This is a genomic window from Butyricicoccus faecihominis (genome assembly GCF_014648015.1).
Lineage (GTDB): Bacteria > Bacillota > Clostridia > Oscillospirales > Butyricicoccaceae > Agathobaculum > Agathobaculum butyriciproducens.
This window is the reverse complement of record NZ_BMQH01000004.1, coordinates 68,850-85,838: the sequence shown is the minus strand read 5'-3', so window position 1 is coordinate 85,838 and position 16,989 is coordinate 68,850. Positions and strand designations below refer to the sequence as shown.

The following is a 16,989-nucleotide window of genomic DNA, read 5'->3' as shown; positions in this document are numbered from 1 at the left end:
ACTGCGGTTCTGTTCAAAACACGGTTAAATCTAATTTATTGGAGGGTCAAATGATGAAAACTTGTAACATTCTGTGTGTATGCGGTTCGGGTACCGTAAGTTCCGCAATGGTAGCAGGCAAGCTCAAGGAGCGCCTGAAGGAAAAGGGCTGGGACGCTGCCATGGTGGAAGCAAGCCCGAACAGCATTTCGACCGAGATCACCGGCAAGAAGTTTGATCTGATTGCATGTGTAAGCCCGGTTTACGAGGACTTCGGCATCCCGAAGGTAAAGGCAGTCGGCATGCTGACCGGTCTGTCCGAGGACAAGGTAGTCGATGACTGCCTGAAGATCCTGGAGGCAAATGCGTAAAGGGCAAGGCGCATTTTCTCATAGTCATCCATAGCAAAGAGTAAAGGCAAAAGGCAAAAGGGTAAAAAGAAAGGTGGTTCCAAGCATGGCAAGTTTCTTTCAAACATTAAGTGATGTGTTCAGTGCATTCGGTGCTGCAGTATTCGTACCGGTTATTCTGTTTATCATCGCAAAGTGCATGGGTGTTACCGGCAAGAAGGCTTTTAACACGGCACTGCTGTGTGCTGTCGGCTTGACGGGTTTTAACCTCGTTATCAACAGCTATTCCGCGATTATCGCACCGGTTGTCAACCAGATGGTTACGAACGCAGGCGTAAACCTGCCGACGCTCGATACCGGCTGGCAGTCCACGTCGGTTATCGCGTATTCGACCAAGGTCGGCCTGATCTTCATCGGCGTTGCAATCATTCTGCAGCTTGTGCTGTTCTTCACCAAGTGGACGAACGTATTTATGGCATCCGATCTGTGGAACAACTACTCCTTCATGGTATGGGGCTCCATGCTGTATGCTCTGACCGACAACATGATGCTCTCCATGGCTCTGATGGTCGTTCAGCTGCTTTACATCCTGCTGTTCTCTGAGGCTTGCGCAAAGCGCTGGTCTACCTATTATGATTACGATAACTGCTGCATGACCGCTCCTCATCATCTGGAGAGCCTGCCGTTTGCGGTATTCATGAACTGGTTCCTCGGCAAGATCGGCTTTGACAAGATCAAGCTGAATGCACAGACCCTGCAGAAGAAGCTCGGCATCCTCGGTGAGCCTATGTTCATCGGCCTGGTTGTCGGCGCTCTGATCGGCATCATCGGCAACTTTAACGCTCTGGTCGGCGAGGGTGCGCTGACGGCCTGGGGTACGGTATCCTCTGCAGCCGTTTCCACCGCAGCGATCATGGCAGTATTCCCGAAGGTAGCCGGTATCTTCGCAAGCGCATTTACCACTCTGACTGATGCGTACAAGTCCAAGGCTGCCAAGTCCGGCGAAGGCCGTGAATGGTATCTCTCTGTTAACGATGCATGCGGTTACGGCGAGCCGAATACACTGGTTACCGGCATCCTGCTGATCCCGATCATGCTGGTTGTAGCATTTGTTCTTCCGGGCAACACCATCCTGCCGATGGCTGACCTGTGCGCTCTGCCGTACATGGTTGAGGTATTTGTTTGCGTATCCAACGGCAATATCGCAAAGAGCGTTGTTTCCGGTGCGATCTGGTTCTCTCTGGGCCTGGTTGTTGCGTCCGTTCTCGCGCCGACCTTTACGCAGGTCGCTGTTGACGCCGGCTTCCAGCTGGCACAGGAAGGCGTATTCATCATCAGCTTCGGTATTATGTGCCACCCGCTGATCGCCGGTCTGTTCTATGCATTCTGGTCTCAGAATCCGATCATCATCGGTGCGGTTGTCATTGCATACTTCGTACTGTACTTCCTGTTCAAGAAGAACAAGGAGCGTTTCGTTGGCTATCTGGAGAACGCTGCTGCTGCTTACTCGGCATACTAAGCGATTGCTTCTAAACTGAAAACAGCCGGCTGCTGCTGCAAACAAATGCAGCGCAGCCGGCTGTTGTTTTATTCCGAAGAGGAGGAAAAGATGAAGGAACTGACACAAAAGCCGCAGAATATCGTACTGGTCGGCGATGCTTTTGTTTCGCCGGACACGATGGAGCAGGCGGTGCAGCAAAGCACACTCTGCTGCGGCAGGATCACTAAGCTGATGTGGGGCGGCTCCGACAAGCAGGAATTCACCTCGCGGCAGCTTAAACTCGAGCGGAACGGTCCGGAAGCCGTACCGTATGCGGATGGTCTGGACGAGGTGATCGGCGAAGCAGAGGTTCTGCTCGTGCATTTCAATCCGGTGCCGCGTGCGCTGATTGAGAAAGCGCCTAACCTCAAGGTCATCCTGACCTGCCGCGGCGGCATGGAGCACATTGACCTTGCAGCTGCAAGTGAGCGCAATATTCCGGTGCTCAACGTTATCCGCAATGCAGAGCCGGTCGCGGACTTTGCCCTCGGCATGATGCTCGATCTGACGCGCGATATCGCGCTATCGCACCGCAAAATGCGCGAAGGTGTATGGATGAAGAGCTTTTACAACTCGGACCATTTGATGACGCTTTCCAGCCACACGGTGGCGCTGGCCGGTATCGGCAACGTCGGCAGCGCGCTGGCGCGCCGTCTGCTGGCACTCGGCGTGCCGGTGATCGCGTATGACGCATACACCAGTCCGGAAAAGCTGGAAAAGGCCGGTCTCGGCGCAATCAAGCTAGTCGATTCACTTGAAACCCTGTTTGAACAGGGCGATATTGTATCGCTGCACCTGCGGCTGACACCAGATACCGAGCATATGATCGGTATGCAGTATTTTTCCCGCATGAAAAAAACGGCGTACTTTATCAACACCGCGCGCGGCGGTCTGGTCGATCAGCCGGCACTGGTCGAGGCGCTGCAGCAGGGCTACATGGCAGGCGCGGCGCTGGATGTGTACGACAGCGAGCCGCTCGCCGTGGACGATCCGCTGCTGCAGATGGACAACGTGCTGCTAACGCCGCACATTGCGGGCACCACGGTAGACGCGATCCCGCGGGCGCCGTTTTTGCTCATGCGTGAGGTCGATCGGTTTCTGGCTGACGGAGTGACCGATCGGGTGGTAAATCATGTGTCCATCACACTGGAGTAAGGAGGAAGCGCAATGCTTTTGCAGGAAGAAAGAGAGAAAATCGTTGTATACGGACAGGAAATGCTCAAGCGCGGTCTGACCGCAGGCACCTTCGGCAACCTGAGCATTTACAACGAGAAGGAGAACCTGTTTGCCATCAGTCCGAGCGGCATGGACTATTTTAAGACCGACGCAAGCGATGTGGTCGTTATGACGCTCGACGGCGAAAAGGCGGACGGCGACCGCAAGCCATCTTCCGAGGTGGATATGCACCGTATTTTCTACCAGAAGCGCCCGGGCATCAAGTCGGTCGTGCACACGCATCCGCGCTACGCTACTACACTGGCGTGTCTCGGCTGGAGCATTCCGCCGCTGCACTATCTGGTGGCGTATTCGGGCAGAGAGGTGCCGTGCATTCCATATGTGCCGTTCGGCACTTATGAACTGGCACAGGCGGCGCTGGACGGCATGGGCGATAATTACGCCTGCATTCTCGGAAATCACGGTCTGCTGTGCGTCGGCGGCAATATCAGCTACACGCTGGATGTGTCCGAGCAGATCGAATTCTGCGCACAGCTCTATTATAATTGTAAGGCAGCCGGTCAGGAGCCGAAGCTGTTGAATGACGAGCAGATCAGCTCGGTGCTGGAGGCATTCCAGACCTACCGACAGAAATAAATTTTGCAGGAGGGGACCATTATGGAGGAAAAATGCGTATACTGCGGCGGTGATCTGCCGAAAAAGCCGACTAAGGTAAAGGTGCGCACACGCTCGTTTGAGGTGTGCTGCGCGGATTGTGCGGCAAAGACCGAACAGTATATCAAGCTGGATAAGCGATTCAAGACCGCGCTGTATCTTCTGGTCTTTCTGGGCGGCATCGGATTTGTTATCAGTGCATTTTTCGGCGGTGACAGTCCGCTGCGCATGATCGGTGCGTATGCCGGTCAGCTTGTTGCAGGACTGGCATTTATCGCGTTTCCGTATCCGGTCACCTCGTTTGAGAGCTTTCACGCGATGAGCATCCGCGGCGTAACGCGGCTAACGCGCATTATCGGCCTTGTGCTGAGCGTGTCGGCAGTTGTGCTGGTGGTGCTCACGCTGCGGTAAAGACAAGTGCGATCGGTCTGGCGAAAGTCAGGTCTTTCCATAACCCCAAAGGGCGCTCGAAGGAGCGCCCTTTGGGGTTTTGCAGGATTGTCTGATGTGATGGAAAGCAAAAGGACGGAGGGGTCCAAGTACCTTCCGTCCTTTTGAGGAGAAAATTATATTTGTATTCTGTTTGGAGACTTGAATATAAATAAGAGAGAATAAATTGAATGTGGAATTTGATCTGCGATTCGGGAAAATTAGCCGAGGAACGGACGGGTGGTTTCCGCACCCATGCGGATCACATCCTCAGCAGGCATTCTCCAGTATTCCGGACGGAACAGTTCGAGGCACGCAGGGCCGTCGTAGCCGACTGCCTGTACCGCATCAGCAACCTCCTGCACCGGAATGGCACCCAGACCGGGCATCAGACGGTGGCAGTGGTCGAGGATGCCGAGCGGCAGATCCTCGCAGTCGTTGATGTGGAACACGAACAGCTTCTCCTTGGGAATTTTGCGGATGAAATCAACGTCCGCGCACTTGTCGTGCAGGTAAACATTGATGCAGTCCACGGTCAGACCAACACTGTCGCGGTTGACGGCGTTTACGATCTCGAGCGCCTGACGAACGCTATTGACGCACCATTTCTTGTCACCGATCGGCTCAAAGGACAGCTTGACGCCGTACGGCTCAGCAATGTCGGCGAGTTCGTTCAGCACCTTCACCGAGTCGTCGAAGATCTCCTTCTCGTTCTTGGTGCAGATCTCGTTGGTAACAGTCGGCACAACAATAATGTACGGATTGCCGATCTGCTGAGCCACCTTGCAGCCGAAGGTGAACAGCGCTACAAGCTTTTCCCACTCCTCCGGCGTGCAGAAGTTGATGTTTTCAATGGAGTTGAATGCAAACGGCTTGATATGGCTCTTTGCAAAAAAAGCCTTGAGATCGTCTGTGGTGTGGGTCTTGAGATACTCCTGCAGCATATCGAGACGCAGCTCGATATAGTCATAGCCGTACTTTTCACACAGCAGCAGGTCGTTTTCAACTGTGGAATTTTCCTTGCAGGTTGCTTCGTTATATCCGAGTTTCAGCATAAGACAGTCTCCTTTACATTTCACCGCGTGCTTCACGCTCGGTGAGTTCCTTCATAATAGTGGGGTAAATCTTATCCAGCTTGTAGAACAGCAGGACGATAATGGCAACGATCCAGACCAGAATCGGACCGAACTTAAAGATAGAGGAAATCAGTTGCTGGGCGGAAGCCGGCTGCATAGCACCGCCGGTAACCGAGCTGAGGAAGCCTGCGCCCTCGAGCATGGCAGTCATAACCGCACTGGTGATACCGGTACCGATCTTAAAGCCGAGCGAACCGCCGCCGAAGATCAGGCTTTCCTGACGCAGATGGCTCTTCCACTGACCGTACTCTACAACGTCGCCCATCATGCCGAATACCAGAGAGGTCAGCGGAGCCTGACCGAGCGAGCGGATGATGGTCATTACCAGAATCCACCGGAAGCTCATCGGGTTTACCATAATGAGTGCATGGGCGATAACAACTACGATACAGCCGGCGAGCGACAGGTTGCGCTTGTTGAATTTCTGCAGCAGCATTGGACACAGCAGCGCGCCAACGATCAGTGCGACGATCTCGGAGGTGTAAATGACGCTGTAATACCATTCATCGTTGCCGAGAACATATTTGCAGTAATACGGCAGATCGGTGCCGATGATGGTGGTATGTACGCAGGTGACGGTCCACAGAACGAGCGTTGCCCAGAAATACGGGTTGCCCAGCAGGGCTTTCAGCGCACGGGAAGCGGGAACCTTGGGCTGCTCCTGCTGCGCGGCCTCGAAATTGACGGTTTCCTTGCAGCGGACAAAGCAGATGACAAGCAGAACAAGTGCGATGGCGCACCAGATGCTCATGGTCTTGATCCAGGCGGCCTGATCGTTGCCGAACAGCTTGATGACCGGCATGGTGAAGGTTACGGCAATGATCTTGCCAATCGGAGACAGTGACATACGCACAACGGACAGCAGGTCGCGCTCGTGCGAGGAGCGGGTCATCATGGTGGACAGGGTGCCGTAGGGCACGTTGATTGCGGTGTAGCATACGGTGGTGCACAGGTTATAAGTAACAAAAATGTACCAGAATTGAACGGTCGTGCTGCTGCTGTGCGGCACACAGAACATCGCAACCGCGCACAGAACATACGGTACGCTCATCCACAAGATCCACGGACGGGCCTTGCCCCATTTGGATTTGGTCTTGCTTACGATGATGCCCATGATAACGTCGGACGAGCCATCAAAAATACGCGAGATCAGCATGACCAGACCGACGGTAACGACCGGAATACCGCAGTAATCCGTATAGAACAGGGTGAGCAGCGCGGTGATCATACCGAACACAATGTTGCAGGCGGTATCGCCTAAACCATAGGAGATACGGGTTCCCCAGCCAAGGGAGGCAGTGTTGTTCTTTTCACTCATAAGGAGCAACCCCTCTTTCTTTTCTCAAAAAACGGAAGCCGCCGCCGAGTGCGGCGGCTTGCCGAATAACTCTTTTCCTTCTCTTTTCCTGTGATATGCGGGGGATAAATTACTCGATTTCGCTCAGCTTGACCGGACGGCCTTCCTTCATGGACAGGTTTGCTGCCATTGCGATCTTGACCGGCTGCAGACCGTCAAAGCCGGTAACCAGCGTGTCGGTGTCGTTCAGAACGGCATCGGTGAACGCCTTTGCCTCTGCGATGAATGCGTTGTTGTAGCGCTCGAGGAAGAACCAGGTCGGCTTTGCAACCTCGACGCCTGCGGCAGAGGAGATCATGGCGGTGTTGTTCAGATCGTTTGCAACCTGCACGCAGCCCTGGTCGCAGTGAACCTCGGTGCGCTGGTCGTAGCCGTAGTGAGCGGCACGGGAGTTGTCGATCACGCCGAGTGCGCCGTTCTCGAACTTCATCATTACAATGGCGGTGTCCACATCGCCGTACTCCTCGTAGCCTGCACCGGAGAGCGCTGCACCGTAAGCGGTAACCTCGGTAACCTCGCTGCCTGCCAGATAGCGGACCATGTCGAAATCGTGAATGGTCATATCCATGAAGATGCCGCCGGAAACCTTGATATAGCTCATCGGCTGGTGATCGGGATCACGGGAGGTGACCTTGATGAGATTGGGCTTGCCCAGCTTGCCGGAAGCGACCGTATCGCGGACGGCCTTGTGGTTGTGGTCAAAGCGGCGCACGAAGCCGACCTGCAGCTTAACGCCTGCCTTCTTCACCGCAGCGAGTGCTTCCTCGATCTTTGCCAGCTTGGTGTCGATCGGCTTCTCGCAGAAGATGTGCTTGCCGGTCTGCGCAGCGCGCATGATGAAGTCTGCATGCGTTGCGGTGGAGGAGCAGATGAACACGGCCTCGATGGTCGGATCGCCAAAGATCATCTCGGGATCATCGTAGCACTTCTCGATACCCATGTCCGCTGCCCATGCACGGGTCGCATCGTTCATGAACGGATCAGCCACTGCGTAGAGGTCTGCGTTCGGCACTGCATGTGCCAGATTTTCGCCGTGCAGCTTGCCGATTCTGCCTGCACCCAGCAGACCGATTCTTACCTTGTTTGCCATTTTTTCTTGCACTCCTTTTTTACTCTGAAACCTGAATTGACGCGTTTGCTCAAAAAGCAGTATGTTAGAAGTTTTTTTCTGTGCTTCTATGATATAATAATTGCACACAGAGAAGAACAACGTTGAAATATCGAATATAATAACGATATAAACTGCTGTTTTTGAATCATTTGCGCTTTTCTTGTGATTATTATACAAACAAAGTCCGTGAGAGCGTTATCGTGTTCTTGTGGAAAAAACAGCAGGATTTTCCGAGGGGAAGAAAGAAAATCGAGGGAAGGCTTTCGTAATCTTGCGATTCTTGGGAGGGAGCATACATGGGAAACAAGCCTTGTAAACTGAGCGGAACATTCTTCAACTGCATTTCGATCGATCGCAATTACAACAACCAGCAGTCTATACTTCCGCATATGCACGACAACCGTCTGGAGCTGTTCTATGTGTGCAGCGGACAAGGACAGTACATGGTGGATAACCGGTATTATCCGATTGCAGAGGGCGACATTGTTATCTGCAATCAGGGTGTGCTGCACGGCGAGGAACCCGATCAGGTGCGGCAGATCCGGTCGTACAGCGTCGCAATTACCGATGTCAATGTAGAAGGTCTGCCGCCCAACTGCCTGATCGCAGAAGGGGAGTGTCCGGTCGTCTCGTGCGGACAGCTTGCCAGGCAGGTAGGCGAGACCATGCACCTGCTGTATCTGCTCAGCGCCGATGCGGGAAACCTGCATGCCGTGTGCTGCAGTCTGGCAGAGGCAATGCTGAATCTGACCGATTCCCTGCTCCGCAGTCGTATCCACCAGCAGGAGCAGCAGCGTGAAATGCCGTCTGTGCTGGCGCACCGCGTGCGACGCTATCTGGATGCACACCACTGTGAGCCGATCACGCTTCGTATGGTGGCGGAGCGACTGCGCGTGAGCGAGTATTATCTGGCGCATGTGTTTAAGCAGGAGTTCGGCGTGCCGCCTATGCAGTATGTGATGAAGCGCCGGATTGGTGAGGCGCAGGGATTTCTGATGAATACCGGCATCCCGATCGCCGAGATTGCGGACACACTCGGCTTCAGCAGTATCTGTCACTTCAACACCATGTTTAAGAAGTACACCGGCACACCGCCCGGTAAGTTCCGGCAGTCGTTCAAGCAGAGCATCACGCACAGCGAAAAAGTAAAAAGTGAAGAAGAGGAATCGTAAAACGGAAAACACCGTGCAGAGTAGTAACGCTTGGCACGGTGTTTTTCTATCTACTTACAAATAGAAGAATGGCGCAGCCGAGAGAGAGCAGCTGCGCCGGTGAAATGGGGATGTGTGTGAAATTAGAGAGTGTGTGATGATCGTTTGCCGGAGCATAATTATCTTATTGATACAGCACGGTCTGCGTAAAGACCATGTTTGCAAGGATAACTACTACAGAAAAATGGTGAATAACATATTTATTCCTCCGTTATCCGTTCTTTCGCCGTTTGCGTTCGGCTTTCCTTTGATGATTCTATTGTAGTCCCTTGGACGCGGTTTTTCTTCTAACTTCTTGTATTTCATAGAGTTGAGCAAGAATCTATAATTTGACCGGCACAGACGGTCAGCATACACGGAAAACGGCAGCAACAACCTATAAAAAGTGGTGAAAATGCAGCCTGTGAGTGAAAAATAAAGGCGGGAGAAAGATTGCGTATTTTTATAAAATATTGAGATATATGCTTTTTTGCTTGTTGTTTAGGACGGAAAATGCGAAATTCTGTAATGACAGTATGCCGCGTTTTCCGCACGATAGCGAGATATTAAAAAAACAGGTGCAAAGCGCAGGCCGCAGGCGGGAGCGGCAGACACAGAAAACAATGCGGTAAGGGAGAGAAAAGTTCTGAATTCTATAATAAAATGTGAAAATATTCGTATGTAACGTAAAAATATAAGAAAAAAGGCGATTTCTCAAGATGTTAGAAGAAAAGCAAACGCTCAAATGCTAAACTTAAATCATCAAAAGAGAACACCGCCGGGAGCGAAAAGAAAGAGCCTCGGCAGGGAAAAAGAGTAAAGCATTTGAGGAGGAAAACACAATGAGCAAAACCAGAATGACAGTCGGTCAGGCAATCGTAAAGTTCCTGAATCAGCAGTACATCGAGATGGACGGCAAAGAGGAACCCTTCGTAGACGGCATGTTCACGATCTTCGGTCACGGCATGGTAGTCGGTCTCGGTCAGGCACTGGAGGAGGATCCGGGCCACCTGAGAGTTTACCAGGGCCGCAACGAGCAGGGCATGGCACACGCCGCCATCAGCTACGCAAAGCAGCACAACCGCCGCAAGATCATCGCCTGCACCTCGTCCATCGGCGTTGGCGCAGCAAACATGGTAACCGCAGCACTGACCGCTACCATCAATAACATCCCGCTGCTGTTGTTCCCGTCCGATTACTTCGCAACCCGTCAGCCGGATCCGGTTCTCCAGCAGCTCGAGGTTCCGAACGACCTGTCCATGTCCGCTTCGGACTGCTTCAAGCCGGTTGCCAAGTACTGGGACCGCATTTCGCGTCCGGAGCAGCTGATGAGTGCAATGGTCAACGCAATGCGCGTCCTGACCGATACCGCAAACTGCGGCACCGCTGTTATCTCGCTTCCGCAGGATGTACAGGGTGAGAGCTTCGACTTCCCGGATTACTTCTTCCAGAAGCGCGTACATCACGTTGCACGCCGCGTAGCGGATGACTACGATATCGAGAAGGCAGTTGAGATGATCAAGGCTTCCAAGAAGCCGATGTTCATTGCAGGCGGCGGCGTTCGTTACTCCGAGGCCGGTCAGACCGCAATGGACTTCTGCAAGGCGTTCAACATTCCGGTTTCTCAGACACAGGCCGGCCACTCCTGCCTGCCGGATTCGTTTGAACTGGCGGTTGGCGGCATCGGCGTAACCGGCGGCCTGGCGGCGAACGCACTGTGCAAGGACTGCGACCTCGTTATCGGTGTCGGCACTCGTTTCAACGACTTCGTAACCGGCTCCAAGTGGGTGCTGTTCCGCAACCCGGATATTAAGGTTCTCGCTATCAACACCTCTGAGTTCCACGCGGAAAAGCTGGACGCAACCCGCTGCATCGGTGACGCAAAGGTAACGCTCGAGGCTATCATGGAAAAACTCAAGGCAGACGGCTATAAGTCCGGCTACACCACCGAAATTCAGGATATCCGCAAGGTTTGGGAAGAGGAGCGTCTGCGTGTTCTGGGCGTTCAGTACAAGGGCGAAGGCTTCGGCGAGGGCAAGTTCGTGCCGTGCGTTCCCAGCTGGACCGAGAAGATCATGAACGATTTTGTTGACCAGATCGGCGGCACCATCACTGAGTCCAATGCGGTCGGCATTCTCCGCGAGGAGGCAGACGACGACGCAATCGTGGTTGCAGCAGCAGGCTCGCTGCCGGCAGACCTCGAGCGTCTGTGGGTCACCGACGCACCGAACTCCTACAACATGGAATACGGCGCATCCTGCATGGGCTACGAGATCGCAGGTGCATTCGGCGCCAAGCTGGCTGAGCCGGATAAGGAAGTTTATGCACTGGTCGGTGACGGCTCGTTCATGATGCTCAACTCCGAGATCCCGACCGCAATGCAGGAGAACGCGAAGATCACCGTTGTTGTATTCGATAACTGCGCGTTCGGCTGCATCAACAATCTGCAGATGGGCAACGGCGTTGGCTCTCTGGCGACCGAAATGCGTCACCGCAACGAGACCACCGGCAAGCTGGACGGCGATTACTGCTACACCGACTTCGGCAAGATCGGCGAAGGCTTCGGCATGAAGGCATTCTACGCCAAGACCCCGGACGAATTCCGCAAGGCCGTTCAGGATGCTAAGAAGGAAAGTGTTTCCTGCATCATCGACGCAAAGGTTCTGCCCAAGACCATGGCTGAGGGCTACGAGTCCTGGTGGCACATCGGCGTAGCGTCCACCTCCAAGTCTGACGAGGTAAAGGCTGCACGCAAGCGCATCGATGATCACCTTGCAGAAGCACGCATGTACTAATTAAACGCAGATTCAATATGAGCCGCCCGTTTTCGGACGGGCGGCTTCGCTTATATAATCTTATATAATAAGGTATCGAGCAAAGAAAAGAGGAGCAAGAATTATGAAATATACGCACAAGGCCCCCTTCGATAAGGGCTACAACGGCATGGTCTCCGCAGTCGAGAACCCGGAAATGATGGGCATGGAGTTCGGTGTTGTCAAGATGGCAGAGGGCGACGTGATGCACTTTGACTACGCGCAGGAGGTCGTTTACGACCTGATGAGCGGCAGCGTGACCTTCGAGTGGAACGGCAAGTCCGAGACCGTTACCCGCCGTGACGTGTTCCACGAGGGTGCAATCCTGCTGCACGTTCCGCAGAACACCCAAGTGACAATTTCTGCCGTAAGCGACGTGGAAATCGCCGTTTCCCGCACGGAAAACAAGCGTGATTTCGCAGCTCGTCTGCTGCGCCCGGAGGACTGCCTGTGTGCAAACGAGGAGCGCGGCGCCGGTCAGATGAACGAGTGCTCGACCCGTCTGGTACGCACCTTCTTCGACCGCTCCAACTGCCCGGAAACCAACTTCTTTATCGGTGAAGTGGTGCATTTCCCCGGCAAGTGGTCCTCTTATCCGCCGCATCAGCACGTTGAGCCGGAGCTGTACTACTACAAGTTCCTGCCGGAAAACGGCTACGGTCTGGCAGAATATGGCGACGATGCCTTTAAGGTAAAGAACAACGACCTGACCGGCATGCCGGAAAACGTGACCCATTCTCAGGCTGCGGCTCCCGGCTACGCGGAGTATTACCTGTGGTGCATCCGCCTGCAGGACGACAAGAACATCGTGACGACCGTTGTGCCCGAGTATGAGTGGGTAACTAAGGCCGACGCGAAGTATTTCCCGGATATTTAAGGCGGTGAAATAACATGAAAGCCTTCAAAATCGTACCTTCTATTGCGGAATGCGTCGATTTTCGCACGCTGGCGAAGGAATTAAGCCTCGGCGCGAAAGACCTGATTCTGACAAATGAATATATTTACAATCCGACAATCGCGGCGCTGAATCTCGGCTGCCACACCTGTTTTCAGGAAAAGTTCGGCGGCGGTGAGCCGACCGACGTCATGGTTGACGCCATCCTCGACGACCTGCGCGGCAAGGAGTTTGACCGCATTATCGCGGTCGGCGGTGGCACAGTAATCGATATCGCAAAGGTGCTGACCGTTGCCAAGTCCACCGACCGTGTGGACGATCTGTACGACCGCATGGCAAACATCGAGAAGGAGCATGAGCTGATCATCGTGCCGACTACCTGTGGCACCGGCTCTGAGGTTACCAACATTTCCATCATCAACCGTACGACTAAGGGCGTCAAGGTTGGTTTGGTGTCTCCGGCGATGTTTGCGGACGAAGCGGCGCTCGTGCCGGGCATGCTGCTCAGCCTGCCGTATCCGGTTTTTGCAACTTCTTCCATTGACGCTATGGTCCACGCGGTCGAAAGCTACCTTTCTCCGAACGCCTGCGCACTGAGCGAGCTGTTCTCCGAAAAGGCGCTGCACCTGATCCTGTCCTGCTGGAAGGACGCGGTAGCAAGCGGCGGCAAGGATGCGTGGAAGAAGCATGCACTTGAGTTCCTGCGCGCCTCCAACTATGCAGGCATCGCGTTTGGTCACGCGGGCTGTGCGGCTGTTCACGCGATGGCGTATCCGCTCGGCGGCGTGCACCACATTCCGCACGGTCAGGCAAATCAGCTGATGTTCGCGGACGTAATGCGCAAGTATCAGGAAAAGAAGCCCATCGGCAAGTTGAATCAGCTGGAAGAACTTCTGAGCGCAGAACTGGATGTTGAACCGGTATTTGCACTCGAAAATCTGTACGAACTGATGGACGAGGTACTGAAAAAGGATCCCCTGCACGAACACGGGGTAACCGCTGATGAACTGCCGGTCTTTGCAAAGAATGTCATCGAAACCCAGCAGCGCCTGCTCGGCAACAACTATGTGGAGCTGTCAGAAGACGACCTGCTCGACATCTACCGCAAGGCATTTTGAGCGCGGGAGGGACGAGAAATGGATTGGAGAGCATACTATAAAGAGCACACGATGACGCCTGAGCAGGCGGTTGGTGTGATCCATGACGGCGACCGCGTTGTGTTCGGTCACGCGGTTGGCGAACCCATTGTATTCCAGCGCACAATGGCGCGAATGGCAGAGCAGTTCCATAACGTGGAAGTTGCACACATGGTATACCTTGGCTCGGGCGAGTATCTGCAGCCGGGCATGGAAAGTCATTTCCGCCACAACGCGTTGTTTGTCGGCGGTCCGGCCCGCAAGCCGATCGCGGAAAACCGTGCAGACTACACCCCGGCGTTTTTCTCGGACGTGCCGCGCATGTTCCGCGACAACACGCTGCCGGTTGATGTTTTTGCGTTTACCTGCTCGCCTCCGGACGAGCGCGGCTATGTGTCGCTCGGTCTGTCCTGCGACTACGGCGCACAGGCGGTCAAATCCGCGAAAACGGTCATTGCCGAGGTCAACCCGAACATGCCGCGCACCTATGGCGAGAGCTTCGTTCATGTATCCGAGATTGACGGCTTCCTGTGCTCGTGGGAGCCGCTGCCGGAGTCCGCGCCGCCGAAAATCGGCGAGGAAGACCGTGCAATCGGCAAATATATCGCTGAACTCGTGCGTGATGGTGACTGCCTGCAGCTGGGCATCGGTGCGGTGCCGGATGCGGTCTGCTCGTTCCTCGGCGACAAGCACGACCTTGGTCTGCATACCGAGATGATTTCGGACGGCGTGCTGCCGCTGCTTGAAAATGGAAACATCAACGGCAAGCGCAAGCAGCGCGACGTCGGAAAGGTGAGCGTAACCTTCCTGATGGGCACGCGCAAGTTGTATGATTTTGTGGATAACAACCCAATTATCAACATGCTTCCGGTGGATGTTTGCAACAATCCGGCGGTTATCGCGGAGAACGACAACGTGGTTTCCATTAACTCGTGCGTTGAGGTGGATCTGCAGGGTCAGGTCTGCGCCGAGGCAATCGGTCTGCGCCAGATTTCCGGTATTGGCGGCCAGATGGACTTTGTGCGCGGCGCAAACTTGTCCAAGGGCGGTCGCTCCATCATTGCGCTGCACTCAACCACCAAGGACGAGTCTGCGTCTAAGATTGTTACAACCATCACCACCGGCGGCCCGGTTACCACCAGCCGCTGCGATGTCAATTACATTGTCACCGAGTACGGCGTGGCGCAGCTTCGCGGTCAAACACTCCGCGAGCGCGCAAAGCGTCTGATTGCCATTGCGCATCCAAAATTCCGCGAAGAACTTGCCGAGGAATTCGAGAAGCGCTTCGGTGAAAAACTCAAGGTGTAACCAATTATAATTCAACATACAGCAGGAGGTCATAACGATGAAAAAGACATTCTCTCGTTTTCAAATCATCTATATTCATGTGATTTTGCTGCTGCTGATCGTGCTCTCCGGCTGCTGTGTTTATCTCACACATCTGCTCATGGACGTATAAATTCTGTGGATATGCGCCGAGAAACCGAACTTTTCCATTACAAAGACTATTCCCTTCATGTCTCCTCAAATATGTTATCAAAATCGGTGAATCGGCGCTTTTTCCTATTGAAAAGAAAGAAAAAGGACAAGGAAGATGATATCATGATGACAAAAGACCAGTACATCGAATCCCTGCGAAAGCTGCACCTCAATCTGTACAGCTTCGGCAAGAAGGTCGAGAACGTCGTGGACAACCCGATCGTTCGTCCGTCGCTTAACTCGTTTGCAGCAACGTACGAGTTGGCAGAGGACCCGCAGTACGAAGATCTGATGACGGCAACGTCCAATCTGACCGGCAAAAAGGTAAACCGTTTTACCCATCTGCACCAGTCTACGGACGATCTCATTAAGAAGGTAAAGATGCAGCGTCTGCTCGGTCAGAAGACCGCAGCGTGCTTCCAGCGCTGTGTCGGCATGGATGCAGCAAATGCGGTTTATTCGACTACGTTCGAGACCGATGAAGCATGCGGCACCAAGTACCACGAGAATTTTGTCAAGTTCTGGACCGATGTACAGAACAACGACTGGGGCGTTGACGGCGCGATGACCGACGTTAAGGGCGACCGCGGTCTGTCTCCGTCCAAGCAGGCGGATCCGGATCTGTTCCTGCACGTTGTCGAGCGCACCGCTGACGGCGTTTACGTTACCGGCGCAAAGGCACACCAGACCGGCTATCTGAACAGCCATTACGTTCTGGTTATGCCGACCATTTCCATGCGTGAAGGCGACGAAGATTACGCGATTTCCTTCGCATGCCCGACCGATGCGGAAGGCATCACCCTGATTCTGGGCCGTCAGTCCTGCGACACTCGCAAGACCGAGGAATACAACGACATTGATGTCGGCAACAAGGTTTACGGCGGTCACGAGGTTCTGGTTATTTTCGACCGTGTATTTATCCCGAATGACATGATTTTCCTCAACGGCGAGACCCAGTTCGCAGGCATGATGGTAGAGCGCTTTGCAGGCTATCACCGTCAGTCCTATGGCGGCTGCAAGGTCGGCGTCGGTGATGTGCTCATCGGCGCGACCGCACTTGCCGGTGAAATGGCAGGCTCTGCGAAGGCGTCCCACGTCAAGGACAAGCTGATCGAGATGACGCACCTGAACGAGACCCTGTACTGCTGCGGTATTGCGTGCTCCTCTCAGGGCACCAAGACCAAGAGCGGCAACTACCTCATTGATCTGCTGCTGGCAAACGTCTGCAAGCAGAATGTCACCCGCTTCCCGTATGAGATCGCTCGTCTGGCACAGGATCTGGCCGGCGGCATCATGGTTACTCAGCCGTCCGAGGCAGATTACCGCAACCCGGCAACCCACGATTACATCGAGAAGTACCTCAAGGGTGTGGCTTCCGTTCCGACCGAGGACCGTATGCGTCTGCTGCGCCTCATCGAAAACATGACCATGGGCACCGCTGCTGTCGGCTATCTGCCCGAGTCCATGCATGGCGCAGGCTCGCCGCAGGCACAGCGCATTATGATCGCTCGTCAGTCCAACATGGAAATGAAGAAGGAACTGGCGAAGAAGATCGCGCGCATTGGCTAAAACATAAAGTAAATTCTGTGAGAACTGCTGTATAAGGAAGGTCTGACGGTTCCATGTCAAAATGGAGTATGTCTAACCGGCAGACCGATACGAAAGCGGCAATATCACCGATAAAAACTAACAAGACCCGTCCTTTTTATTGCGGAAGGGCGGGTTTTGTTCTGCAAACCGTAAT

Annotated in this window: 14 protein-coding genes; 11 read left to right on the top strand and 3 right to left on the bottom strand. The window is 54.0% G+C overall.

Features of this window, described 5'->3' with window-relative positions; translation table 11 throughout:
- Window positions 1-50 precede the first annotated feature (50 nt).
- The 5 genes from IEY11_RS05110 to IEY11_RS05090 all read left to right on the top strand — a co-directional run bounded on the left by IEY11_RS05110 (window position 51) and on the right by IEY11_RS05090 (window position 4,110).
- Window positions 51-350 carry a PTS sugar transporter subunit IIB gene (locus tag IEY11_RS05110; RefSeq protein ID WP_199667385.1) on the top strand — a complete coding sequence of 100 codons (300 nt, stop codon included), beginning with the start codon at window positions 51-53 and terminating at the stop codon, window positions 348-350.
- Window positions 351-435: 85 nt separating this feature from the next.
- A complete protein-coding gene (locus IEY11_RS05105) occupies window positions 436-1,848 on the top strand; it encodes a PTS galactitol transporter subunit IIC (RefSeq protein ID WP_118729053.1) in 1,413 nt (470 codons plus the stop codon).
- A gap of 90 nt (window positions 1,849-1,938) precedes the next feature.
- Window positions 1,939-3,024, top strand: coding sequence for a 2-hydroxyacid dehydrogenase (locus IEY11_RS05100; RefSeq protein ID WP_188885989.1), 1,086 nt, complete (start codon window positions 1,939-1,941; stop codon window positions 3,022-3,024).
- 12 nt (window positions 3,025-3,036) lie between these two features.
- Window positions 3,037-3,681, top strand: coding sequence for an L-fuculose-phosphate aldolase (locus IEY11_RS05095; protein ID WP_118479018.1), 645 nt, complete (start codon window positions 3,037-3,039; stop codon window positions 3,679-3,681).
- A 21-nt stretch (window positions 3,682-3,702) separates the two neighbouring features.
- Window positions 3,703-4,110 (top strand): TRASH domain-containing protein, encoded by a 408-nt coding sequence (locus IEY11_RS05090; protein WP_188885988.1) that lies wholly within the window; start codon window positions 3,703-3,705, stop codon window positions 4,108-4,110.
- Between the two features lie 239 nt (window positions 4,111-4,349).
- Here IEY11_RS05090 and IEY11_RS05085 read toward each other — a convergent pair whose 3' ends face one another.
- From IEY11_RS05085 to iolG, 3 genes are all read right to left on the bottom strand, one after another.
- A complete protein-coding gene (locus tag IEY11_RS05085) occupies window positions 4,350-5,183 on the bottom strand; it encodes a sugar phosphate isomerase/epimerase family protein (RefSeq protein WP_243183958.1) in 834 nt (277 codons plus the stop codon).
- A 13-nt stretch (window positions 5,184-5,196) separates the two neighbouring features.
- Entirely contained in the window at window positions 5,197-6,582 is a 1,386-nt protein-coding gene (locus tag IEY11_RS05080) for an MFS transporter (RefSeq protein WP_188885987.1), read from the bottom strand.
- Between the two features lie 109 nt (window positions 6,583-6,691).
- Window positions 6,692-7,711 carry an inositol 2-dehydrogenase gene (gene iolG, locus IEY11_RS05075; RefSeq protein WP_118729049.1) on the bottom strand — a complete coding sequence of 340 codons (1,020 nt, stop codon included), beginning with the start codon at window positions 7,709-7,711 and terminating at the stop codon, window positions 6,692-6,694.
- Between the two features lie 317 nt (window positions 7,712-8,028).
- Between iolG and IEY11_RS05070 the strand changes: the two genes are divergently transcribed.
- The 6 genes from IEY11_RS05070 to IEY11_RS05045 all read left to right on the top strand — a co-directional run bounded on the left by IEY11_RS05070 (window position 8,029) and on the right by IEY11_RS05045 (window position 16,814).
- Window positions 8,029-8,904 (top strand): AraC family transcriptional regulator, encoded by an 876-nt coding sequence (locus tag IEY11_RS05070; protein ID WP_188885986.1) that lies wholly within the window; start codon window positions 8,029-8,031, stop codon window positions 8,902-8,904.
- Between the two features lie 860 nt (window positions 8,905-9,764).
- On the top strand, window positions 9,765-11,717 hold the full coding sequence (gene iolD / locus IEY11_RS05065; RefSeq protein ID WP_118729047.1) for a 3D-(3,5/4)-trihydroxycyclohexane-1,2-dione acylhydrolase (decyclizing): 1,953 nt from the start codon (window positions 9,765-9,767) through the stop codon (window positions 11,715-11,717).
- Window positions 11,718-11,820: 103 nt separating this feature from the next.
- A complete protein-coding gene (locus IEY11_RS05060; RefSeq protein WP_188885985.1) occupies window positions 11,821-12,612 on the top strand; it encodes a 5-deoxy-glucuronate isomerase in 792 nt (263 codons plus the stop codon).
- 14 nt (window positions 12,613-12,626) lie between these two features.
- The gene (locus IEY11_RS05055; protein WP_188885984.1) at window positions 12,627-13,748 is read left to right on the top strand and encodes an iron-containing alcohol dehydrogenase; all 1,122 of its coding nucleotides are present in this window, start codon (window positions 12,627-12,629) and stop codon (window positions 13,746-13,748) included.
- A gap of 18 nt (window positions 13,749-13,766) precedes the next feature.
- Window positions 13,767-15,074, top strand: coding sequence for an acetyl-CoA hydrolase/transferase family protein (locus tag IEY11_RS05050; RefSeq protein WP_118360749.1), 1,308 nt, complete (start codon window positions 13,767-13,769; stop codon window positions 15,072-15,074).
- Between the two features lie 294 nt (window positions 15,075-15,368).
- Window positions 15,369-16,814, top strand: a complete 1,446-nt coding sequence (locus tag IEY11_RS05045; protein WP_118479034.1) for a 4-hydroxyphenylacetate 3-hydroxylase family protein — start codon at window positions 15,369-15,371, stop codon at window positions 16,812-16,814.
- Window positions 16,815-16,989: the final 175 nt, after the last annotated feature.